Origin of the sequence: Xiashengella succiniciproducens (genome assembly GCF_023674465.1) — a bacterium.
Lineage (GTDB): Bacteria > Bacteroidota > Bacteroidia > Bacteroidales > Marinilabiliaceae > Geofilum > Geofilum succiniciproducens.
The window spans coordinates 1,407,142-1,429,864 of the sequence record NZ_CP098400.1; the positions used below are offsets into that span (position 1 = coordinate 1,407,142).

Here is a 22,723-nt window from a genome sequence, read left to right on the forward strand (position 1 = left end):
TTATTTTTTTTTGTATAAATCGCTCAATATAGGTTTAATAAAGCATTATGTTTTACCTAAAAATTCACAGCATGGAATCAATCCTTCTTACATTAGCAATCGGCCTGTTGGCCGGTTATCTGGGCAGCCTTATAATGAAAGGCAAAGGTCTCGGTCTGATCCTTAACCTTGTAGTGGGACTTGTAGGTGCCCTGCTTGGTGGTTGGGTATTTGGACTTCTTGGCGTCGGTGGTGGAGGTCTTCTCTGGCAGATAATTTCAGCTACCATTGGTGCCGTCATACTTCTGTGGATAGTCTCACTTGTCAGGAAAAAATAGTATAGCATTTACATCGAACCAAAAGCCGTTTTTGTGTGTTAAAGAAGTAGTTTTTTGGACTTTTCCTTTTGATAAGAACGAAAAACTGCCTTTCTTTGCAGGCTATATTCACGAGCTCCTTCCGCAAGTTTGGTCGGGCTGATATTTAAACATTTAACGTTACATTATTATGAAGATTGGGAAAAGTAAATTTGTATCCTTAACATACCAGCTGCGACTGAACAGCGCTGACGGGGAGATGATTGAAGAAACAACAAAGGATGCTCCTTTGGAATTCCTTTTCGGTGCTGGACGCATGCTTCAGGTTTTTGAAGACAAACTTGAAGGACTTGCTGCAGGTGACACTTTTAGCTTTGACCTTAAGGCTGATGAGGCTTACGGTGAAGTAAACGAAGACGCTGTTGTTGATCTCCCAAAGAGCATCTTCGAAATCGAAGGAGTTATTGATGAGGACCTGCTTACACTTGGTAACACAATTCCTATGCAGGATGCTCAAGGTAACAGACTGAACGGTATCGTTCTAGAAGTTACTGATGAAACTGTAAAGATGGACTTCAACCACCCATTGGCTGGTGATGACCTTTATTTTACAGGTTCCATTCTTACTGTGAGAGAGGCTACAGAAGCTGAACTTCTTGCTGCTACCAGCTCTTGCGGATGTGGACACGATCACGATCACGATCATGAACATAACTGCGGTTCAGGTTGCAACTGCTAATAATCCAAAGAGGATAAAAATATATGAGGTTGTCCAATTAAGGGCAACCTCTTTTTCAATTTAAGCAAGTTGATAAGAATAGATTTCGATTTTTAGATGAACATGCTTACGAAAATTCCATATTCCTTTTTGGATTTTTGCATATAGGGGTTCAAACAAGAAGAAAATTGCATTTTGGAGTACTGTTTTTGAAACACACGCACCTTTGCCTATGATTTTTCTTAAGTTATGAGCAATAGCTATCAGGCCAAACTCGATTTCAACTTTCTTAAGGCCTTTCAGTGTAAATCTGGTGAACTTGTTGTTGTGTTTTATTTGTCCAAACACTGCTTCCGGTTCTATTGGGCGTCTACTTCTGTGATATAGGCCCTGTTCACTTAATAGCTGTTCCCTGGCCTTCTTTTTTAGGATCCTTAACCTGTGATTGATCTCTATTATTCGATTACCGGTAGCTTGAAAACAAAGTCCGCGCAACGGGCATCCAGTACAGTTTTGCGCTTGATAACGTGTCACCTTTGATACATACCCATTCTCAGAAGTCACTTTTCTTTCACCTTTATTGGTCATATGCTGTCCCATCGGGCATACATAATAATCTTCATGTTCGTTGTAATATAGGTTTTGGCTTAGAAATGCATTCTTTTTAAATGCTCTTTTCTGTTCTTTGTGGAAGTAGTTGTACTTGACAAAGTACTCTATATTATTTGCTTCCAGGTATTCATAATTCTCCTCGCTTCCGTAGCCGGCGTCTGCAACGACCGTAGAGCTATGACTTCCATATTGGTTTTTAAATCCCTCCAGATGACACTTTAATGTTCTTGTATCACCTGGGGTTTGATGGATACTGTAATGGGTAATAATCTGGTTCTCTGTACTAATCTGAGGATTATAAGCTGGTTTCAACTGCCCATTCTTCATATGATCTTCTTTCATTCGCATGAAAGTAGCATCCTCGTCTGTCTTGCTAAAACTGTTGCGATCACCCAGAGTGTCAAGTTGCTTCTCGTATTTCTCCAACCGTGGCAGGTGTTCCTCCTGTAATTGCTTTAGTTGCTTAGATGTGGACTTATTTGTATCCTTAAGCCTGGTGTTAAGCTCAGCTATTTTGCTTTTTAATAAATCTGAGTCTATTGATTGGGGCAAATCTTCTTTGTTGAGAGTTTTTGAGTCCTCTTTAATTTGACTATCAATATCTTTAAGAATACTCCTTATCCTTTCTTCCAGTTTTGCTTTGTTTTTCTCAACTGTGCCTCGCCATACAAAGGTGTACCTGTTTGAGGTAGCTTCTATTTTTGTTCCATCAACATACTGTACCTGAAGACTCACAAACCCCATACCATGCAGTAATCTAACTACTTCTGCAAAGATGGTCTTAATTTCTCCCTGCAAACGGGTACTCCTAAAATAATTGATTGTTCTAAAGTCTGGAACACAGCCCTTTGATAACCAGATAAAATGAATATTCTCTTGTAAAGCCTTTTCAATCTTTCTGCACGAAAATATGTTGTTTAAATAACTGTAGAACAGTATTTTAACCATCATTCTTGGATGAAAACTGCTAGCACCACCACCTTTGTATTTATTTAGTATAGAAGAGATATCCAGTTGATCTACAACCTTATCAACCAGACGAACTGGATGGTCTGCTGGTATGCGATCCAAGAGGTTTTCAGGGAATAACTGAGCTTGATTGTTTGGAAGCTCTTTGAAAACAACTTTTTTCATTATGGATTGATTTATAGCATTAATATACTATATATCAATTATATAACCAACTTTTTCAGGAAGAAAATCAAACAAAAAAAGAGACTGCCTAATCTTTTTAGACAGCCTCTTTTTATTGTGTGCCGTGCATGGTAAATAACTTGGTGGTGCAAGTCCACTATGGGGGTCCATAATCGCCAACCATTAGCTAAGGACAAGGGTATCCATCGCGAGGTGGAATCTGAAGGAAGTCTACGGCAAAATCCTGCCCCGAGGAACACGAATCATATCAGGCACAACCGGTGGGATGAGACTGCAAAACAAGTCAAAGTCTAAAGATTATGCGGACACCGGAGTGTAAATATGGCGGGGATATGGGATGAAGGTTATTTATCTTACCACGGGAGGTCTCATGGACGTGTGGAAACAGCGTATGAAGCACGGAGTAAAGCTTGCCATGAGAAGTCAGCAGAAGCCATAGTACCACTAAACTCCTCAAAGTGGGAAGGGCAGAACCTTGATTGAGTGAGAAGTAAATGAGGATTACCAACATGAAGGAAAGAAAGCAGAAAATCTTTGCATCATCAAAGACCTGTCCACAGAAAGATAGGACGGCATCCGACGGATATGTGGAAGGGCAGACCTTCATTTGGATAACTGAAAACAACCTCACCACCAATGATTATCGTTTAGGAAACGGATTATTAGAGCATATCCTGTCCCCCTCAAACCTGAACAGCGCTTACAAACAAGTAAAGCGCAATAAAGGAGCGGGTGGAGTAGACAAGATGGAGGTAGAGTCTTTAAAGGACTATCTTGTAGATAACAAGGATAGACTAATACAATCCATCCAACAGGGGAAATACCGCCCCAATCCGGTAAGGCGGGTTTTAATACCCAAAGAAAACGGAAAACAGCGCCAGTTGGGCATCCCCACAGTCGTGGATAGAGTGATCCAACAAAGCATCGCGCAAAAACTGACCTCCATTTACGAGCCTCAGTTCTCATCTCACAGTTATGGATTTAGACCTAAACGGAACGCTCATGGCGCCCTTCGTAAGTGTCGGGACTACATTACCCAGGGTTATGTTTACGCAGTGGATATAGACCTGGAGCGGTACTTTGATACCGTTAATCACAGCAAGTTGATAGAGATACTATCGCGTACCATTAAAGATGGGCGGGTGGTGTCACTTATCCACAAGTACCTAAATGCTGGAGTAATGGATGAAGACCACTATGAAGAAACCCATGAGGGCGTACCGCAAGGAGGACCACTAAGTCCTCTGCTGGGAAATATCCTACTGAACGAGTTGGACCGAGAACTCGAAAGCAGAGGTCATAAATTTGTACGCTATGCTGACGATATGGTCATACTCTGTAAGAGCCGGCGAAGCGCCCATCGGACGATGAAAAGCATCGTTTCATTTATAGAAGAAAAGCTTTTCTTGACAGTCAATCGGGACAAAAGCCAAGTGGCACACGTAAAGGATGTTAAATTTCTTGGCTATACCTTCTATCGCTATAGAGGTGAAGGAAGGCTGAGGATACACCCCAAAAGTGTGGAAAAGATGAAAGCTAAAATTAAAAGGCTAACATCGAGAAGCAACGGATGGGGCAACGAGCGCAGGAAGGAAGCATTAAGTCAATATATTAAGGGCTGGGTGCAATACTTCAAACTGGCCGATATGCAAAAGCTACTGATAAAAACGGATGCGTGGTACCGCCGACGGCTACGAATGGTAATCTGGAAACAATGGAAACGGATCAAAACCAAAGTGGCCAATCTTATAAAGCTGGGTATAAATAAATACAAAGCTTACGAGTGGGCGAACACAAGGAAAGGCTACTGGCATATAGCAAATAGCTTTATCCTATCCAGAACTGTCACAGACCAGCGGCTGCGTTTGGCCGGATACGTTTTCTTATCGGATTATTACAAAGCGGTAAGAGTTGAATATTAAGGAACCGCCGTATACGAGAACCGTACGTACGGTGGTGGGAGAGGACGAAACGGGAATTAATCCCGTTTCTCCTACTCGATTTATGATTTTGAAGTCTCGCTATGATGCCCTATTTTTGACAAACTACAACATAAACTATTGATAATGGCTGGAAATTCATTTGGAACACTATACAAGCTGACTTCATTTGGTGAGTCCCATGGTAGGGGCATTGGCGGTATCATTGAGGGGGTAGCACCCGGTTTGGTACTGGATATGGACTTTATTCAAGGTGAACTTGATAGAAGGCGTCCGGGTCAGTCCAGGATTACAACGCCCCGTGATGAAAGCGACAAGGTAGAATTTATCTCCGGTCACATGGACCATGTGGCAACCGGGACCCCTCTGGCTTTTGCTGTTTGGAACAAGGACCAGCGTTCAGGTGATTACGACAATCTGAAGGATATCTTCAGGCCTTCACATGCTGACTATACATATGAGGCTAAATATGGTGTGCGTGACCATAGGGGAGGGGGCCGTAGTTCTGCTCGTGAGACTATAGCCAGAGTAGTTGCCGGAGCCGTTGCCAAGCTCATGTTAAGGCAATATGGCGTTAGTATTCAGGCCTATGTGTCTCAGGTGGGTATGTTGAAACTTGAAAAGGACTACAGAGAGCTTGATCTCAGTGTTGCAGAAAGCAATATAGTAAGGTGTCCTGACCCTGTTTTGGCTGAAAAGATGGTTGAGTATATTGACGGAATCAGAGTTAACCATGATTCAGTTGGAGGAATAGTTACCTGTATAATAAAGAATGCACCTGTAGGGCTAGGAGATCCGGTGTTTGACAAGCTTCACGCAAGGTTGGGCCAGGCAATGCTAAGCATCAATGCTGTCAAGGGCTTTGAGTATGGTTCAGGCTTTGGTGCAGCCGAGATGCTGGGTTCACAGCATAATGACGAATTTTATACTGAGGGTGGCAAGGTAAGATCCAGAACCAACAATTCAGGCGGTATTCAGGGCGGTATATCCAATGGCGAAGATATATATTTCAGTGTAGCCTTCAAGCCTGTAGCAACAATACTAAAAGATCAGAATACAGTAGATAAGTCGGGCAATGAAGTCGTAATGAAAGCTCGGGGCAGACATGATCCCTGTGTAGTACCGAGAGCTGTGCCCATTGTAGAGGCTATGGCAGCGATGGTATTGGCCGATTGTGTGCTGATTAATAAGTCATACAGATAGTTGGTATGGTGGGATAGTATGTAGGTGAGGAAGAGCACTATCAGCTCTCTTATATGGGGCTTGCAGAAGGGAATAATTGAAGATTTTTCCTTGCAACAAAAAATAGTTTTTATACATTTGCACAGTCAATTTTCGGGGTGTAGCGCAGCCCGGTAGCGCACTACGTTCGGGACGTAGGGGTCGGAAGTTCGAATCTTCTCACCCCGACCAAAAGGACTTTAAATAACAGCAAACGCCTGTAAATCTAATGATTTACAGGCGTTTGTGATTTTATAAGATTTAAATGACAGTTATTTATATTGTTAATTTCATTAACATTTCATAATATTATTTTTGATTTGAGTTTGGATTGGTTCACTAACTAAATATAGACAATTTGTCTATATCATCGTTAAATCAAGCACTTATAAACTGATTTTACTAATCATATAATACTCATAAACGCAATTGCACCTATTTTGGTGTTGTAAAGCATTGAAAGAAACCAACGAACTAACATGAAACAAATAATAGGATTAGCAATATTGACTCTTTTATTTTCAAGTTGTTCTAATATGATTTTAGGAAAATATAGGATGAGTATTATGCCACCATATTTAGACTATACATTTGGAATTAATAGATTCACACATTATGTAAATGGAGATGTTTATGGAGAATTTGGAAAAGGAACATATTCAATAGAAAATGATACTTTGACATTGAATTTTATCGATTTGAAAAACAATGAGACAATTGTTTCTATTCGGGTTGATTCTGCAAAACAAGATAAGTTTCATTACAATTTTAGGATAGTTGATAAGGATTCAAAAGACACCTTTATTGGGGCGAATGTAGTCATATATAATAGTAAAGATTCCATTATAAATGAAGGAATGACAAATTATGATGGAGAACTTGTTTTGACAGGAGAACAACGAGCAGACAAAATAATAGTATCATATATTGGATACGATGAAATAACAATAACGGATAAATTTGGATATACTAATACTATATATATTGAATGGAATAGTGATTGGTTAAGGAAAATTGGAGAATCAACAAAAAAATATCAGGTATTAGAAAAAAACAGAAATATAATAAGATTGAGAAACTTAAATAATGATACTATAAGTTTGATTCGAAAGAGATTAAGTAAAAAATTAGATAAAGGAAAAATAACAAGAGAGAAATTTATAAAAAAGATTGAATAACAACGCTTTACAACACACAATATAAAACAGTTGGGGTTCAGTGGTTTGCAAGGGTTTGGTTCTCGCGCCAGCATTTTCCTCGGTGGATACAGACGCAGCCCGAAAACCCAACCGTTTCATATTGTCAAACGTTGTGCCGCATACTAGAAAAGACCTGCAATGATGTAAATAAATGAAAAAAACTCCTGATAGAAAATATAGACTTCAATCTGCAAAGGATTGGATAAAAACATATTCAGGGAATAATATTGTTAAGGGATATTCAAAAAAGTACTCCGTTGACAAAATTTGTGCAGTTAAAGAATTAAGATTGCTAGGATTTAAAATTTCGGATGAATATGAAAGACAGTTGCGTCAATCTATGGAATCACTTAAACAGCAAAGACTTGCATTTAAGAAAAAGCGAGAGAATGAATTAAATGCCTTTTGTGAAATTGAAAGTGATGAGCATTTTGCAATGATTATTGGGTATACAAGCGGAGGATATCCTTATGGAGTAACCCACGAAGAAATGGAACAAAAAGATATTGAAAAGGAATTTGACTAATTATGCCAGCAGGACAAGCACATACTACTTGGTTTCCAGAATTAAAGGATATTCTTAAGAATAAGTGGAATTCAAATTATTCCATTGAACAGCATTTTAGTTTAGTTACCGATTTGAATGAGAAATTACGCCAGATTCGGAAAGAATTGAACATTCAACCCCCTATGATGTGGTGTCCGAATTGCCAAAAACGACATCGCTCAAGATTTAATGATGTTTCAATAACAGGAATGTATTATGCCCTTAAAAGATTTGAATATTGTGATACTGATGAATTTAATAAGTTGTTAAGAGATTGGAAACAATATTCAAAATCAGAAAATGTTGATATATATGGCAATAAAAAGACTGATAAAAGGGAATTGTAAAATGGAGATTAAAATAAAGTACGTCGGCACAACACGCGTTATAGTGCATGGCTAAATCTCATATTTACTGCAAGTTTCATTCACCGTAGAGTATTCTTAACGGCCAGAAAATACATGCCAAGACGATTAGCCACGCACCATATCGCCACACGTTAACGGCAAGGTTAAGACTGAAGACTACAAACCTAAATTATTATAACATGAGAAGAATTATCTTGATTTTGATTTTATTTTTACCATTAACAGCCTATTCCCAGTCTGATAGCACAACTATTTATTACAAATGGATTGAAAATAATGACATTCGAAATATTTGTGATATAGCAAATATCCAAATTCAAAAGGTGTTTTGTAAAGACAACTCATTACAAGGGAAAGTATTCAATCTGATTATCAAGGAATTTAAGAAGGGTCGTATCATATCAAGTGAGGATTTAGATATTTCAGCTAGGATAGAAGAGATTCCTATGGTAGTTAATGGAGACACTATGATTTATGTGATAGACTATACTGACAAAACAGGGTTTGGAAAGGCGACTGATTCTTTGACTATTAGTTTTACTGGCATGTTGATTAAAAATAACTTCAAATTGAAAATAAGTTTCCCCGGAATGAGTATTAACAAAGAATTGAAAGGAAAAAGTCATTATTCTTTAAGAATGGCAAACTCCTGCTCTGATACAAAGATAAGGGTACCTATTAATTCTGAATATCCTATTTTAGCTTACACTCCCCCATTTGACACAGGTTCTGAACTTAAATCATACTGTATGCTTGGAGAAGAAAATGTACTTGATTGGTATGATAAATTTAATGTAAAACATTATTATATAATTTACCTTGAGATTAAATAAAACCCAGCCGTTAACACGCGGTATAAAAAATTGCCGGGACAGTAGGTTTATCAAGGGTTGTAGCCCGCTCGAACTTTTGTGTAATTTGATAGGAGATTCGCCCGCAACCGGCAACATTTCATACCGCCACCGTTATGCCCAATTTAAGAACCAAACCCTTAATCAATAACTTTTGAAATAATGAAAACTAATCTTGAAAAACTCGTATTTATTCTATTAACATTTTCTATTTTGATTTCTTGTCGTTCAGAAGTTGAATTAAAGCCCGTTCAAATGACTTCTAAACCGGTTTTTATTACCGGAAAAGTTCTAAATCAAACATCTGAATATAATACCGTAACAGTTTATGTCAATGAATTACTTTCTGGGGAACAATTGTCTTATGTGAGTTTAGTCGATAGTTTTGGCAATTTTCAAATTAAATTCAAGTTGTATTATCCACAAGACATTTTAGTTAGATATGGAGATAACGCCTTTCCTATCATAATTCACCCCACAGATAGTATCCATATTGTATTTGATGCAAATATGATATCTGACAAAAACGAACTGGCAAAAAGCATTCAGTTTGCAGGAAGCAGGTCTGACAACGAAAGTTTGATTGCTTTTTATGCTTTAATTTCAGAAATATTTATCCCTTGGGAACAATATTGTCAATATGAGAAGGAGTATAATTCAGATAAATTTACAGCCTTGCTTGATAGCCTTAGGAGTTTAAAAAAAGAAGCTGCCAATGAATTTATTAGGCAAGGTGTCTCCAAAGAACTAGAAAACTGGATTAAAAAGGAAGTTGACTTTGATTATTACAATTGGCTTGCCCTTTATCCATATGACCATGCTGGTTTTAATAAATTAGATGAATACACTATTGTACCGTCATCTTTTTATGATTTTATGAATATTGAACTTTCTCTTAGTGACCTGAGCAACTCAAAATCAATTATTTTTATAGGTCGTTATCAAAGAAGAATTTCATCATTAATGATTGATGATGGAAAGTTGTTTAAACCTGATGGAAGGTGGACATACAAAGGAAATGCAAACGATGCAATAATCAAAATAATTTTAAAATACACGAGTGATTCCTTGTTAAGAGAAATGCTGATTGCGAGGCAGCTTTATTATACGCTTGATAGGCGCGAAATAAAAGATTTTGAAAAACACTATGCTTTGTTTGAAAAAACAGTAACTCAGCCTTTTTTGAGAGAACCTCTTATTAACAAGTATATAGAGACAAAAAAACATTTTGAGAATGCGCAACCAAGAGAAAATACATTATTGAAATTGACAAAAAATACACCCGCAAACGAACTTATTACCAAAATTCTGGATGACCATAAAGGGAAAATAATATACTTAGATATTTGGGCAACATGGTGCAGTCCTTGTCGAAGAGAAATGCCTTTTTCTAAACAGCTAATGCAAACGTTGAACAATGACAAGGTTGCTTTTGTGTATCTGTGTATTGACTCCGAAGAAGATAAATGGAAAGCAATCATTAGTGAACTAAATATTTCAGGTAGTCACTATTTGGCGACTCCAGACCAAAGTAGGTTTCTTTACCAACTGTTTGAAATGAACGGAGTACCCCAGTTCGTATTATTAGACACTAAAGGCAATGTGATAGAAAAAGGAATTCACCTGCGACCAAGTGAAAGTTTAATAAAAACAAAAATTGACAAACTATTAATGGAATAAAACTGGGCATAACACGCAATATAACCAATGTCGGGCGCAGTGGCAGCTTGAAAGCGTCTGCTCCGCTCAAAGTTTTGTAACGGTTGACAGGGATGTCGCCCGCAATCCGCCACTGGTTATATTGCAAACCGTTACCGCCAAGTTGATAAACAGCAAATCGCTTATTGACAGAATATTAAAATGAATCACATGCTATTCTCTATCAATCTTTTGACCAAGGAAAAATCAAAATACAGAATAATCTTTGGAATTCTTGCAATAGTTTTTTCGATATCATGGATTTTTATAAACCTTGGCGAAAACGATGAGATAAAAATATTTGACTGGTTTTATTTTGCAATATTTCTCACGCTTGGAATTGGTCATGTAATTGAAGGAGCAGGAATATCTTTAGTGGAAATATTTGGTGCAAAAGCATATATTCAGGTTGATGCCGAAAAAATTCGTATTAAAATAAATCCTTTTGTGAAAGAAAAGACTGTCGCGTGGAATGAAATATTGGAACTAGAATACAAATCTGCCCGATACAAAATAACTAAAGTTGACAACAGTAATATAATTCTGGACTTACCAACGGAAAATTACAGACAGGTTCAGGGAATTAAGGAGATAATAAAATCGTTTGCAACAGAAAAAGGAATTCATATTCAATAAATGTATTTCGAATATTTTAACCCACAAGTATGAAAGAGGCATATATCCAACTATATGATAGAAATGAAAATTCAATAAAATTCTTTAGGGCATTGTCAGTATTACTTTTTGCAATTGGGACAATAGGTCTGATTTTTAAGTTTTCAAGGTGGCATATGCAACTATTTGAACTTAGCTTATGGCACAATTTGTTTCTAATGATTCAAGGAATTGCAATGTATTTCCTTTCGAACAGCAACTTAAAGTTCAAAAGATATTTCATCTCGTGGAATAACTATGAGATATCATATCACTTCCCAAAAAACAAACATCCAGAAAAATTCAGAATAGATGAAATCAAAGCTCTGAAAATTATTGATAATGAGATAAATATCTTATTAAAAACGGATGAAACAAAGACAATCAACTTGAATTATACATTTTTACCAAAACGCAGTCTTATAAGAGAGTATTTTGAATCTCTTGAAATGAACCTTGCTTGAATCTGGTTATAAAAGTAGACCCTATAAAACAATTACCTAACACTTTAGATTTTGGAAAAAAATACCAACCAGGCGGCAACATCATGTATAAAATATTTGGGGGTTTAGTGGTTACTTGAAGCATTCTGCCCCGTATTAGCTTTTGTAACGGCAGACAGTTGCGAAGCCCGCAAACCCCAAACATTTCATACATGTGCTCGTTGTGCGTCATACAGAGAAAACCACAAATGGAAAGATTTGAGCTAAACAAATATGCTGTTGATGGAAGTCCTCTTATTATGATTTTCACTGAAGGTACTATCTTTGGGCCAAAACGTTTTATTGACTTTTTTAATGTGAAAAAATACGTGCCAATCAAAAATTGCATTGATAAGATTAAAAAATGGAATAGACAAGGAGCTCAAATCATTTACCTTACTTCGAGAAAAAGTGAAACTTCAGCACAAACCATAAAAGATTTATTGATAAGATATAAATTTGTTGGTGCTTATTTATATTATAGGACTGGTTCAGATAAGTATAAAGATATTGTAGAATCGCTCAAGCCAGATATATTAATTGAGGACAATTGCAGGAGTATAGGTGGTGCTTGGCAGATGTCAATAACATATGTAGACAAGAATATTAAAGAAAATATTAAATCCATAATTATCAAAGAATTTAAGGGTATTGATTATTTACCTGATAATTTGATTGATTTGATGAAATATGAAATAAAATAATGTACGAACGCACAACAAATGGTATAGTGCATGCGGGTTTCAGCGGTTTGCGAGGGTTTGTGGCTCGTAAAAAAAGTCGGAGTAAACTGATAGGAAATTGCCTCGTAATCCCGCACGACACCATACCATCAACCGTTATGCTGCATTTTAAAAACAACACATATGACAATTATCGATGAAATTTTAAAAGAACGACCTGTAGGGACTGACTCAAATGAAAAAGTTTGCGATTTTTTACTCAGTAAAGCAATTCAAGCTGGATATAAAACGATTACTTTACAATTTGACTGTAAACGTTGGACTAAAGATTTTTCATATATTGATTTGGATGGCAATCAATACGAACTATTCCCCAGCCCTTTTTCTCAGCCCTTTGAAAAAACTGGTGATTTAGAGATAGTCTCAACACTGGAAGAATTACAAAATAAAAATATCACAGATAAAATTGTATTACTTAATGGTGATTTAACCCAGCAACCGTTGCAACCCAAGAACTTTCCATTCTACTATCCCGATGAGCATAAAACAATAATTGATTTATTGGAAGATAAGCAACCTAAAGCAATTATTGCTATTACAGGCAAGCATCCAATGTGCGGACTAAATCCATTCCCATTGTTCGAGGACGGGAACTTTTTAATTCCATCAGCATTTGCAAATAAAACAACAGGTGAGAAAATCACTGGAAGAAAAGGATTAACCAAATTGAAAATAGCTTCTAAAACGGAAAATTCTGTTGGTCGACAGATTATTGCTTCCAAAAAAAGTAATGGGAAAGGTAAAATTGTTGTTTGTGCACACATGGACTCTAAATATGGAACAATAGGTGCAATAGATAATGCTGCTGGAATTGAAGTTTTATTTCAGATATTAGACAATTTAAAGGATTATAATGGGGCATATGATATAGATTTTGTTCCATTCAATGGTGAAGAATATTATGGGGTTATTGGGCAATTAGAATATTTAAAGCATAACGGGAACGAGAAGTCTGAAATAAAACTTGTCATAAATATTGATTCGCCTGGACATGTAGCATCTAAAACTGCATTGTCAACTTATAATTTTATTGATTGTAAGCAAACTTGGTTAGATACAAAGATTTCTAAAAATGATTACATTGAAGAAGGTTCACAATGGTATGCTGGTGACCATGCAATGTTTGCATTTCAAGGAGTTCCTTGTATTGCAGTAACTTCATCAAATTTATTTGAAACAGTATTGGACTTGACACATACATCCAATGATACAATTGGTAATGTTGATTTTGATATTTTGAAAAAAACATCAGATTTTTTGACGGAATTGATTAAAGATTATAACGATTAAAATAAAAAACGCAGCATAACATCGCATATACCTAATGGCGGTTTTATTGCACTTTGCAAGGCTTTTCGCCCGCTCAAACTTCACCACGGTTTGACAGTTGAATCGTCCGCAATCCGCCACTAGGCATATGCGTAACGTTACCGCCAAGTGTAAAAAGACCATCGACAGAATCAAAATAGAAAGTAAACCATTGTGATAGAACAAAAAAATAATAATTGAATTATGATAAACTCACAAAGTACCTTTAATAAATCGTTTAACTCCATATTCTGGTTGTTTGGAATTGTTTCATTCATTGGAATTGCTGGCTATGGATTATCCTACATTCTGAAAATGCCAGAGATTAGTCCTAATGAATTTGTCCCTAAAACTATAGATACAGCTTCATTTAATAGATTTGGATTTGGTAATCTATTAGCTGTTTTCATTTTATTGTACGCCTTTGCTTTTTTGCCTATAGTTATACAGTTTAGTATAATAAAATACAAAACAAATCCATATGCGATTATAATTTCTTGCTGTTTTCTTGCTGTTTCGTTAATCCTTGAAATTGTAAATAACCTACCATTAATCTCATCAGTACTTTTGCCTGTAAACATAGATAGCATTCCAGTTGAAACTTTGCTTTATATAAGACAATTAGAAACAATAAAGTATTTAGCTTTTGATGTGGCGGGTTTTTCATTGGCATACACAGGTTTCCTTATTTACGCCATAATCTTTTATAAAACAAATCGACTCTTATCCTATACAATAATCGCGAGTATCTTATTATTCATAGCCAATGTGCCATTTCTTTTGATTGAGCCATCGATGGCAATTATATTAATGGCAATTTCAATTTTTGCATTTGCCCTTGTTCCAATTTTTATGGTAAAAATGTGCTCAAAACAATAATACGACATTTGCAAAAAAAATAGAAGTAAGAAATATTAAATAATCACCGTTGTAGAAAATTGAAATAAAAATGACTGAAAACAATGAACACCAGGCGGTAACACGCGGTATAGTTAATTGCCGGTGTAGTGCGTATTCGAGCGGCACAGCTCGTATCAAAAGTAGTTGTAACTTGATAGGAAAGTGCTTCGAAATCGGCAACTAACCATACCGCCAACGTTAGCGGCAATGGGCGCACTGCATATAACCAGGAACATATGAGAAAATATTTATACATAGCATTTTCGATTTTGATAAACTGTTCAGTGTTTGGACAAGTTGATTCCCAAACAGATTCAGTATCATTTGATAAGATAACTTGTCGTTTTAAAGAAACTAAAGGTTGGAACATTTTTTCAGGAGAACTTAAAGACTCGATTGATACAACATTTTTATATCAGACAAAAGACTTTAATGTTTCGATTAGTGAAAATCCGATTGCATTTAAAACTTTTCATTCAGTAATTAAAAATCCATATTTTACAGATGATTTCGGCGATTATGATAACAATTATGTTAATTACCCAGTTTCATATTCTGTAATATATGATAACAGATTACTGTCATTATTCCGTAATGGAAAATTTGTTTGTCATAGATTATCCAACTTTGAAAGAGACTTGGATTTTGAGACAAAACTAAATACTCGTAAATTCAAATATCACTGGATTATAAATGATAAGCTAGGAGCAATATCTGGAAATTCAATTTTCATCTGGAATGGTACTGATTGGATTAGTAATAAAACAGACTTTCCACTGAAGAGTCAGCCAAAACTATTTGAGGATAGTGATTTTGTTGTGTTTGGTGATTGCCATGGAGAATGGGGAGGAACTGTTTACTTCTTTGATAAAAATAACGGAGAAACTTATTTTACTGAATCTACTTGTGCTAATTCTGTTCTAAAAAAAGGAGATAGTTATTTAGTTCTAGCACATTTAGGGCATATGACTGGTTCTACAGAGATAAAGGAGGTAAAAGACCCTCGTAAATTAACTCAAGCAAAACAAGCGGAGATTAATAAGACAAAGAATGGACAAGCCTTAGGATATACAGATTCATCAAAGGCGTATGAAACAATACTCGATTATTGGGGAATTCAATTATTTTCTACTTTCAGTTACAAGGATAGACAATTATATATGGTTCATTTAAATGAAATGACTTTTCTTGCAGAGATTGTTGGAAATGACATTCAGATTGTAAATCCTCTTTTTGATAATGAGATTTATACTCATGACCCAGTGACAAATAAGTATGAAAACTACACTTTAATGAATTTAGACCATTATGGTACAGCAAGAGATAAAGAAATATCAGTTATTATAATTGATGGTGAAAGATTAATAAAACTAGATTGGAATGAGAACCACAGCCGCTAACACACAATATAGCAAATTGGGGCTGAGTAGGTTACGTCAACTTTTTGTTTACAAATCGGCTTCATCAACGGTGGATAAAGACGCGTTCCAAAATCCCCAACTTGCCATATTGTAAAACGTTAGCCGCAATTCCCCCTATTCCAAAGACATTGACTACTTAAGCTAACGGGGTAAAATTTCGATAGAACTGTGTATTTTTGAAGCCTCTATGCAAGGCCGATTTTTAAAATGTTACTTTTAAGTACGAGCGCAATTCTGGTTGAGATGTTTGCGATGACTACAGTGGCGGTCCTATTTTTTTGGGAACCCCGTTCAGAATATTTACTCTGCCTAAAGCACATCTCCATAGAGACCACACCTAAAAAAAAGTTTTATGGAGAATGATTCTATTTCGATGAAAATCATCAACCCAAAGGCTGCTGGTATTGATATTGGGAGTCGGTCACATTGGGTTGCCATTGGTCAGGAAGATAAAGATGTTCGAGAATTTGGAGTTTTTAATGAAGATCTTTATGATTTAGCCCAATGGTTAACTGAAAACCAAATCCGGACAATTGCCATGGAGAGTACAGGCACATACTGGCAAAACCTTTATGCAGTGCTCATGGCCCAGGGATTTGAAGTAATCCTCTGCAATGGAAAATTTACTAAAAACATCAAAGGAAAAAAGACCGACATCAAAGATTGTCAATGGATTCAAAGACTTCATTCCTTGGGTTTATTGAGCAGCAGTTTTTTACCAGATGTTCAAACCGAGCAACTTCGTACCTATTGTAGACACAGGGCGAATTTACTTCACATGGTAGCATCAACCTCAAAGAAAATGCAAAAGTACCTTCGGCTTCTAAATTTAAGATTAGATGTTGTTGTAAAAGATATTTGCGGACTTACTGGTCTAAAAATCATCCGAAGCATTTGCCAAGGTGAAACAAATCCCCGCAAACTGGCAGAGCTTCGACATTTCAACTGCAGACGTTCTGAAGATGAAATCGCCCGAGCTCTTCAATCCAATGGACGACAAGATTACCTGTTTGCCCTTAAACAAGAGCTTGAGACATACGACCATCTACAATTAAAGATCTCCCAATGCGACATCGAAATTGAACAGCTCCTGAATCAAATCATAGAAAATGATGACAATAAGAAGCAGCACTGTATAGATCCTAAATCATATAAGCGCATCAACAAAAACACGCCTAAAAATATCGATTTAAACCTGAAGGCATATCAACTCCTTGAAGGAATCGATCTGCTTGCTATAGAAGGAATGAGTTATGGCACTGTTTTAGCTCTTATCAGTGAAGTTGGACTGGAAGGTATTAAACGATTCCCTTCAGCCAAACATTTTGCCAGCTGGCTTAGATTGGCTCCAAACAACAAGATTAGCGGCGGAAAGGTGCTCTCAAGCAAAGTGCCAAAAGGCAGCAATCGATTGAAAATAGCATTGAGAAATGCAGCAAATGCCATTGGTAATCTGAAGGACTCTACCCCATTGAGGGATTTCTTTCATCGGGTTAACTTCAGAAAAGGCAGAACTTCTGCCATCAGTGCTACTGCCCGGAAACTAGCAGTCATTATTTGGAATATGGTGGTCAATAACACCCAATACATCAACCCTGAAGGGTATCTCTTTCTTGACCAAAAAAGAAAGCTCGGATTAACCAAAAGAATCAAAAAACAAATAGATAAATTTGGACTAAACCCTGAAGATCTTGGATTTTCAATTACCTGATTTTCAATGACAAAATTTTACGTTAGTCAGAATTAAAAGGAAGAAATATGAGAAAATTAAAAATTGAATTTGAATATTGTTATGGCATTAAAAAATTAAAACACGAATTTATTTTTCAAAATAGAACATTTGCCATATATGCACCAAATGGTGTAATGAAAACATCTTTTTCAAATGTTTTTAGAGATTTTTCTAAAAATGAACCATCAAAAGATTTAGCATTCCCTTCCCGTGAAACAAAAAGAACTATTACTGCTGATGTAGATATCGATTCCGAAAATGTATTCATAATTGAGCCTTATGTTGAAAACTATCAGTCAGAAAAAATATCAACTCTTCTAGCTAATAAAGAATTAAAAAAGGAATATGAAGAAATTCATAAAGAAATAGATAAATCAAAAAATGAATTAATAAAAAAACTGAAACAATTATCTGGTTTGACTGGAAGAAAGGATAACATTGAAAATGAAGTTTTGAGAATTTTTGGCGAATCTTTTTTTGATTTTTTATTAAACAATGAAGATTTTATTAAAAACACCGAAGTGCTGCCATTCCACGATATACAGTATCAAATTATTTTTAATGATAAAGTTATAAGATTTCTTGAAACGAAAGATTTCAAAAAATCAATTAAGGATTACATAGAAAAATACAATGAACTTATTAATAATTCCCCTTATTTAAAAAGAGAATTCAATTATTATCACGCTGAAAATGTGCAAAAACAACTAGCGTCAAATAATTTCTTTAAAGTTGGTCATTCAGTTAATTTATTTGATGGGCAAAATAAAACTGAATACAATAATGAAGATGATTTAAAGAGCATTTTTGAAGAAGAAAAAAAGAAAGTTTTAGAAAATGATGAATTACAAGATAAGTTTAATGAAATTAATAGTAAACTTACAAATAATGAATTAAGGAATTTTCGTGATTATTTATTAGATAATCGTGATATACTTCCAGAATTGGTTGATTTAAATTCATTCAAACAAAAAATATGGCTTTCCTATTTTGTAAATCAAAAGGATTTAACAATTGAATTAATCTCAAAGTATAAAGCCGGTCAAACAAAAATCAAAGAACTTGTTGAAAAAGCTATTCAAGAAAAGACAGAATGGGAAGAAGTGATTAGAATATTTAATACTCGTTTTTCACATTTACCTTTTTATTTAAAAATTAAAAATAAAGATGATGTTATTTTAAAAGGTGATATTCCAAGTGTGGAGTTTGTTTTTAAAGACGGAGAAGATGAAAAAATTTTTAATGATAGAAACGATTTATTACGAGTATTAAGCACTGGCGAAAAAAGAGCATTATATATTTTAAATGTAATTTTTGAAGTTGAAGCAAGAAAAAAAGAAGACGGTTTTACATTGTTTATCATTGATGACATTGCCGATAGTTTTGATTATAAAAATAAATATGCCATAATTGAATATCTGAAATATATGTCAGATATTGAAAAATTTTTTATGATTATTCTTTCTCATAATTTTGATTTTTATAGAACTATTCAAAGCCGTGCTATTGTTCCATACAATCAATGTCTAATAGCATTAAAGAATAATAACGGCATTCATTTAGAGCAAATAAGTTACTTAAAAAATCCTTTTATTAGGGACTGGAAAAATCATTTAAATGACAACAAAAAACTAATTGCATCAATTCCTTTTGTAAGAAATATTATTGAATATACCCAGTCGGAAGAAAATGAAGATTATTTGCTTCTAACATCAATTTTACATTTCAAAGGAAATACAAATGATATAACATTATCTAACGTAAAAGATATTTTTGAAAAATATATTCAAAATATTCAATTCCCATCAGATAATCTTGAAAATAAAGTTATTGATTTAATTTATGAAACTGCGGAACAGTGTTTAAATGCAGAAGAAGGTATTAATCTGGAAAATAAAATTGTTTTATCAATTGCAATTAGATTAAAAGCAGAAGAATTTATGAAATCCAAAATAACTGATATAGATTTTTTAAGAGATTTGGAAAGTCAAAAAAATCAAATGTGGCATATCACTAGTGTCCCATTAAAATTGGGACGGTATTAAAAATTAAACAAATTTGGCTCACTAAGCCTAAAACGTTCTTTATCATTTTGAAATTTAGTTCTCTCAAATAGGTCTCGAAGATGAGTTTTATCTGTTAAAGAAATACTCAGTATCTGCAAAACCTCATATGTACTTCTGTCAAGTTGCATGTCTTTTTGGACGATTGCCACCAAGCAATAAGTGCACATCGCGGCGTAGATTTGAATTCGAACAGCATTTTCAGTAGTTCCCCAGAATTTCTTGACTTTTAGATGTTGCTTTAGCCACTTGAAGAAAAGCTCGACTTGCCAGCGGTTCTTGTAAAGGTCAGCAACTTGAAGTGCAGAAATGTGCATCGCATTGGTTAAGAATACAAGCTCACGCTTTTGTTCTTCATCCCAATATCTGACCAATCTAAGATGTTCTGGATAGTATTGTTTAGGATAAAAACCTGTCAATTCAATTGTTACGTCTGAAAGTACGTTCTTGGGCAATCTTCGTTTCCATTTTATCATCTTGCATTGTAGATTCTTTTTGGCTCTTAAAACATAGAAAGCTCCTATCTGATGAATCTTAAACAACATTTTGAAGTGATTATATGCACGGTCAAATATGTAATATGAGCCTGATTCATAAGGGATTTCTTTCATTGCAGTAGAGTCGTGAACAGAAGCTTCCGTGATATGGAAAAATGCTGGTATCTGTGTCTCCACATCATATAATGTATGCACTTTGATTCCGCCTTTTTTCTTACGAAACTTCGCCCACCAGAATACGGAAAGGCACAAGTCAATCGTCGTTGAATCAAAAGCATAGACATTGCCTTCAATTTTGAAGATGTCAGCAACTCGTTTCTGTCTGGCTTCGTTTACCAGATAGTAAGCATACTCTTCAAAGATGTGATAGTCTCTGTCTTGATTGGCTCTGGCCAGAGATGATTTTGATATATTCTTGCCCAAGCCCAGATGATAAGATTTGGAGTGATGAGCATCAAGTGCGACAATCAAATCTCTAAGACTTTCACGATTTGACAATTGCCCGAACATCAAAGAAAGCAATTGATTCCAACAAGTGAAATGCTTCACGTATTTGTCTCCATTGTATTTGGCAACAATACGATTGAATTTGCTTCGATTTAGAAACGAGACCAGTTGAGCGAAAACGTATTTGTCTTGATACATATGCATTCAGATTTATCTGATGCAAAACTAAAAATTCAAGTCCGTTCGCTCTAAAAACCTCTGTAATTAACTAAATTTCAAATATTTCAAAGAACTTTTTTAGATTTTAATGGGACAGTAATGGTGGCATATATTAAAAAAATATCAAGAAGAATTTAGGATCACCAGTAAAAACCTGTGGAATTAAACTCTGTATCAAGCATTATTGTATTGTCTTTTCAACCTTGGCGTTGTAGCTTTAGTACCAACGAACAAGACCACTATGAATGCTTACATTGAATTAGCCAAGCTGATGCTCCCAGAGGAGATCAGCAAATCGTTCAGTTTAGTGAAAGTCGAAGAGGAAAAGGTTGAGCAGGACAAACGTCTTCACCTCTATCTGGAAGAACTAAACATCCCTCCGGACCATGTTGATGTGCTTAAGCCAAATGGTTTTTATCCTGAATCCTTAATGGGAGATTTTCCTATACGAGACAGGCAGGCAGTGCTTCACTTACGCCGACGGCGATGGCTTGATGCTCGAGGCCAGAGCGTTTCACGAGATTGGAGCCTGATATGTAAGGGCACCCGCTACTCCAATGAGTTTGCGGCTTTTTTAAAAGAATTTGTTGGATAAACACCCCATAACAGGGCGATCTCTTGAGCGTTATTATCCTATACAGGGCGACCAATTTGAGCGGGCCTACAAAGAGCATTTAAGTGGTTTTTCTGAGTGGTCTGATGCTGAACATGCGCAATCATGGCTTCTATTTCCTGAGAATATGGGAGCCTCTCTCAGTATCGATGAAACATCACTTTCCAGAGGAGAGCTCTACACGATAATATCAAACAAGAGTGCTCGCGGGCGCAAAGGCACCATCGTTGCTATTGTTAAAGGAACGAAGATAAACGATGTTGTTAAAGTAGTAAAGACACTCCCGTTTGAAACGCGCCTGCTGGTTAAAGAGGTCACAATGGACTTTTCTGACAGCATGCATGCCATTGTAGAAAAGTGCTTTCCGGATGCCATAATAACGCTGGATCGCTTTCATGTTCAGCAGTTATGTAATGAGGCTATGCAGGAGACCAGGCTGCAAATAAAGCGTGAGGCGCGCAAAATGGAAATTGAGAATCGAGAGCAGCACAAAATGAAGTTGCATCGGAGAATGGTCAGCAGAAAGAAAAATAAGGTTAGTAACCGTGGCAGGAAACCTAATCGCAAGAATGAAGCCTATAAACCCGAATACCTTGAAAATGGAGACACCTTATGTGAATTGGTTACACGCAGCAGATACCTTCTTATGACCTCTGCCGACAACTGGACCGAGACTCAAAAGCTAAGAGCTGAGCTTCTATTTAAGTACTTTCCAAAACTGAGAACCGCCTATAGCCTGACACACTCCTTACGCATGATCTTTTCCAACAAGATGGCAACAAAGGAGTCGGCGGCAGAGGCACTAAAGAAGTGGTATAACAAAGTGACTGATTTTGAAAATGACGCATTCAATACGGTTTCAGCAACAATCTATCAAAGAGAAAAGGAGATCTTGAACTACTTTGTTAACCGGTCAACCAATGCATCAGCAGAATCCCTTAATGCGAAAATCAAACACTTTAGGACCCAACTTAGAGGAGTCATTGATGTTAACTTCTTTCTCTACAGGTTAACTCTAATTTATGCATGAGCTAAACAC

At 35.9% G+C, this 22,723-nt stretch carries 20 protein-coding genes, 1 tRNA gene and 1 pseudogene; 20 read left to right on the plus strand and 2 right to left on the minus strand.

Annotation, left to right across the window (positions count from 1 at the left end):
* Nucleotides 1-71 precede the first annotated feature (71 nt).
* Both M9189_RS05885 and M9189_RS05890 read left to right on the plus strand, forming a co-directional pair.
* Complete coding sequence (locus M9189_RS05885; protein ID WP_250725373.1) at nt 72-317, plus strand: GlsB/YeaQ/YmgE family stress response membrane protein; 246 nt, start codon at nt 72-74, stop codon at nt 315-317.
* 169 nt (nt 318-486) lie between these two features.
* Nucleotides 487-1,035, plus strand: coding sequence for an FKBP-type peptidyl-prolyl cis-trans isomerase (locus tag M9189_RS05890; protein ID WP_250725374.1), 549 nt, complete (start codon nt 487-489; stop codon nt 1,033-1,035).
* Nucleotides 1,036-1,239: 204 nt separating this feature from the next.
* On the opposite strand, the pseudogene M9189_RS05895 reads toward M9189_RS05890, so the two are convergent.
* Nucleotides 1,240-2,760: pseudogene (locus M9189_RS05895) on the minus strand (IS1182 family transposase); the annotation flags it as partial.
* 530 nt (nt 2,761-3,290) lie between these two features.
* Between M9189_RS05895 and ltrA the strand changes: the two are divergent.
* From ltrA to M9189_RS05975, 16 genes are all read left to right on the plus strand, one after another.
* Nucleotides 3,291-4,703 (plus strand): group II intron reverse transcriptase/maturase, encoded by a 1,413-nt coding sequence (ltrA, locus tag M9189_RS05900; protein ID WP_250722802.1) that lies wholly within the window; start codon nt 3,291-3,293, stop codon nt 4,701-4,703.
* Between the two features lie 144 nt (nt 4,704-4,847).
* Nucleotides 4,848-5,924, plus strand: a complete 1,077-nt coding sequence (gene aroC, locus M9189_RS05905) for a chorismate synthase (RefSeq protein WP_250725376.1) — start codon at nt 4,848-4,850, stop codon at nt 5,922-5,924.
* Between the two features lie 133 nt (nt 5,925-6,057).
* Nucleotides 6,058-6,134: transfer RNA gene (locus M9189_RS05910), tRNA-Pro, on the plus strand.
* A 287-nt stretch (nt 6,135-6,421) separates the two neighbouring features.
* Nucleotides 6,422-7,120, plus strand: a complete 699-nt coding sequence (locus tag M9189_RS05915) for a hypothetical protein (RefSeq protein WP_250725378.1) — start codon at nt 6,422-6,424, stop codon at nt 7,118-7,120.
* Nucleotides 7,121-7,292: 172 nt separating this feature from the next.
* The gene (locus M9189_RS05920) at nt 7,293-7,667 is read left to right on the plus strand and encodes a hypothetical protein (RefSeq protein WP_182206946.1); all 375 of its coding nucleotides are present in this window, start codon (nt 7,293-7,295) and stop codon (nt 7,665-7,667) included.
* A 2-nt stretch (nt 7,668-7,669) separates the two neighbouring features.
* On the plus strand, nt 7,670-8,035 hold the full coding sequence (locus tag M9189_RS05925) for a hypothetical protein (RefSeq protein WP_062129131.1): 366 nt from the start codon (nt 7,670-7,672) through the stop codon (nt 8,033-8,035).
* A gap of 200 nt (nt 8,036-8,235) precedes the next feature.
* Nucleotides 8,236-8,889, plus strand: coding sequence for a hypothetical protein (locus M9189_RS05930; RefSeq protein WP_250725380.1), 654 nt, complete (start codon nt 8,236-8,238; stop codon nt 8,887-8,889).
* A gap of 180 nt (nt 8,890-9,069) precedes the next feature.
* On the plus strand, nt 9,070-10,587 hold the full coding sequence (locus tag M9189_RS05935) for a thioredoxin-like domain-containing protein (protein ID WP_250722719.1): 1,518 nt from the start codon (nt 9,070-9,072) through the stop codon (nt 10,585-10,587).
* Between the two features lie 189 nt (nt 10,588-10,776).
* Nucleotides 10,777-11,241: a hypothetical protein gene (locus M9189_RS05940; RefSeq protein ID WP_250722720.1), complete on the plus strand. Its 465-nt coding sequence runs from the start codon at nt 10,777-10,779 to the stop codon at nt 11,239-11,241.
* 29 nt (nt 11,242-11,270) lie between these two features.
* Nucleotides 11,271-11,723 (plus strand): hypothetical protein, encoded by a 453-nt coding sequence (locus M9189_RS05945; RefSeq protein ID WP_250722721.1) that lies wholly within the window; start codon nt 11,271-11,273, stop codon nt 11,721-11,723.
* 227 nt (nt 11,724-11,950) lie between these two features.
* Nucleotides 11,951-12,445, plus strand: a complete 495-nt coding sequence (locus M9189_RS05950) for a hypothetical protein (protein WP_250725382.1) — start codon at nt 11,951-11,953, stop codon at nt 12,443-12,445.
* 162 nt (nt 12,446-12,607) lie between these two features.
* A complete protein-coding gene (locus M9189_RS05955) occupies nt 12,608-13,774 on the plus strand; it encodes a M28 family metallopeptidase (protein ID WP_250722686.1) in 1,167 nt (388 codons plus the stop codon).
* Between the two features lie 222 nt (nt 13,775-13,996).
* A complete protein-coding gene (locus M9189_RS05960; protein ID WP_250725384.1) occupies nt 13,997-14,671 on the plus strand; it encodes a hypothetical protein in 675 nt (224 codons plus the stop codon).
* A gap of 257 nt (nt 14,672-14,928) precedes the next feature.
* Nucleotides 14,929-16,092 (plus strand): hypothetical protein, encoded by a 1,164-nt coding sequence (locus M9189_RS05965; protein ID WP_250722714.1) that lies wholly within the window; start codon nt 14,929-14,931, stop codon nt 16,090-16,092.
* Nucleotides 16,093-16,465: 373 nt separating this feature from the next.
* Nucleotides 16,466-17,824, plus strand: coding sequence for an IS110 family RNA-guided transposase (locus M9189_RS05970; protein WP_250725386.1), 1,359 nt, complete (start codon nt 16,466-16,468; stop codon nt 17,822-17,824).
* A gap of 47 nt (nt 17,825-17,871) precedes the next feature.
* Nucleotides 17,872-19,890 (plus strand): hypothetical protein, encoded by a 2,019-nt coding sequence (locus M9189_RS05975; RefSeq protein ID WP_250725388.1) that lies wholly within the window; start codon nt 17,872-17,874, stop codon nt 19,888-19,890.
* Here M9189_RS05975 and M9189_RS05980 read toward each other — a convergent pair.
* On the minus strand, nt 19,887-21,050 hold the full coding sequence (locus tag M9189_RS05980; RefSeq protein ID WP_250723552.1) for an IS4 family transposase: 1,164 nt from the start codon (nt 21,048-21,050) through the stop codon (nt 19,887-19,889). The genes M9189_RS05975 and M9189_RS05980 overlap by 4 nt on opposite strands.
* Nucleotides 21,051-21,312: 262 nt before the next feature.
* On the opposite strand from M9189_RS05980, the gene M9189_RS05985 reads away from it, so the two are divergent.
* Nucleotides 21,313-21,666, plus strand: a complete 354-nt coding sequence (locus M9189_RS05985) for an ISAon1 family transposase N-terminal region protein (protein WP_088656172.1) — start codon at nt 21,313-21,315, stop codon at nt 21,664-21,666.
* Nucleotides 21,659-22,714: a transposase gene (locus M9189_RS05990; RefSeq protein ID WP_250723317.1), complete on the plus strand. Its 1,056-nt coding sequence runs from the start codon at nt 21,659-21,661 to the stop codon at nt 22,712-22,714. Before M9189_RS05985 ends, M9189_RS05990 begins: the two co-directional genes overlap by 8 nt.
* Nucleotides 22,715-22,723: the final 9 nt, after the last annotated feature.

Bases quoted from the DNA above. Each gene is read 5' to 3' on its own strand.
- M9189_RS05980 (WP_250723552.1), bottom strand. From the start codon at position 21,050: ATGTATCAAGACAAATACGTTTTCGCTCAACTGGTCTCGTTTCTAAAT.
- aroC (WP_250725376.1), top strand. From the start codon at position 4,848: ATGGCTGGAAATTCATTTGGAACACTATACAAGCTGACTTCATTTGGT.
- M9189_RS05890 (WP_250725374.1), top strand. From the start codon at position 487: ATGAAGATTGGGAAAAGTAAATTTGTATCCTTAACATACCAGCTGCGA.
- M9189_RS05970 (WP_250725386.1), top strand. From the start codon at position 16,466: ATGGAGAATGATTCTATTTCGATGAAAATCATCAACCCAAAGGCTGCT.
- M9189_RS05885 (WP_250725373.1), top strand. From the start codon at position 72: ATGGAATCAATCCTTCTTACATTAGCAATCGGCCTGTTGGCCGGTTAT.
- M9189_RS05985 (WP_088656172.1), top strand. From the start codon at position 21,313: ATGAATGCTTACATTGAATTAGCCAAGCTGATGCTCCCAGAGGAGATC.
- M9189_RS05965 (WP_250722714.1), top strand. From the start codon at position 14,929: ATGAGAAAATATTTATACATAGCATTTTCGATTTTGATAAACTGTTCA.
- M9189_RS05955 (WP_250722686.1), top strand. From the start codon at position 12,608: ATGACAATTATCGATGAAATTTTAAAAGAACGACCTGTAGGGACTGAC.
- ltrA (WP_250722802.1), top strand. From the start codon at position 3,291: ATGAAGGAAAGAAAGCAGAAAATCTTTGCATCATCAAAGACCTGTCCA.
- M9189_RS05940 (WP_250722720.1), top strand. From the start codon at position 10,777: ATGCTATTCTCTATCAATCTTTTGACCAAGGAAAAATCAAAATACAGA.
- M9189_RS05925 (WP_062129131.1), top strand. From the start codon at position 7,670: ATGCCAGCAGGACAAGCACATACTACTTGGTTTCCAGAATTAAAGGAT.
- M9189_RS05915 (WP_250725378.1), top strand. From the start codon at position 6,422: ATGAAACAAATAATAGGATTAGCAATATTGACTCTTTTATTTTCAAGT.
- M9189_RS05935 (WP_250722719.1), top strand. From the start codon at position 9,070: ATGAAAACTAATCTTGAAAAACTCGTATTTATTCTATTAACATTTTCT.
- M9189_RS05930 (WP_250725380.1), top strand. From the start codon at position 8,236: ATGAGAAGAATTATCTTGATTTTGATTTTATTTTTACCATTAACAGCC.
- M9189_RS05975 (WP_250725388.1), top strand. From the start codon at position 17,872: ATGAGAAAATTAAAAATTGAATTTGAATATTGTTATGGCATTAAAAAA.
- M9189_RS05920 (WP_182206946.1), top strand. From the start codon at position 7,293: ATGAAAAAAACTCCTGATAGAAAATATAGACTTCAATCTGCAAAGGAT.
- M9189_RS05945 (WP_250722721.1), top strand. From the start codon at position 11,271: ATGAAAGAGGCATATATCCAACTATATGATAGAAATGAAAATTCAATA.
- M9189_RS05950 (WP_250725382.1), top strand. From the start codon at position 11,951: ATGGAAAGATTTGAGCTAAACAAATATGCTGTTGATGGAAGTCCTCTT.
- M9189_RS05960 (WP_250725384.1), top strand. From the start codon at position 13,997: ATGATAAACTCACAAAGTACCTTTAATAAATCGTTTAACTCCATATTC.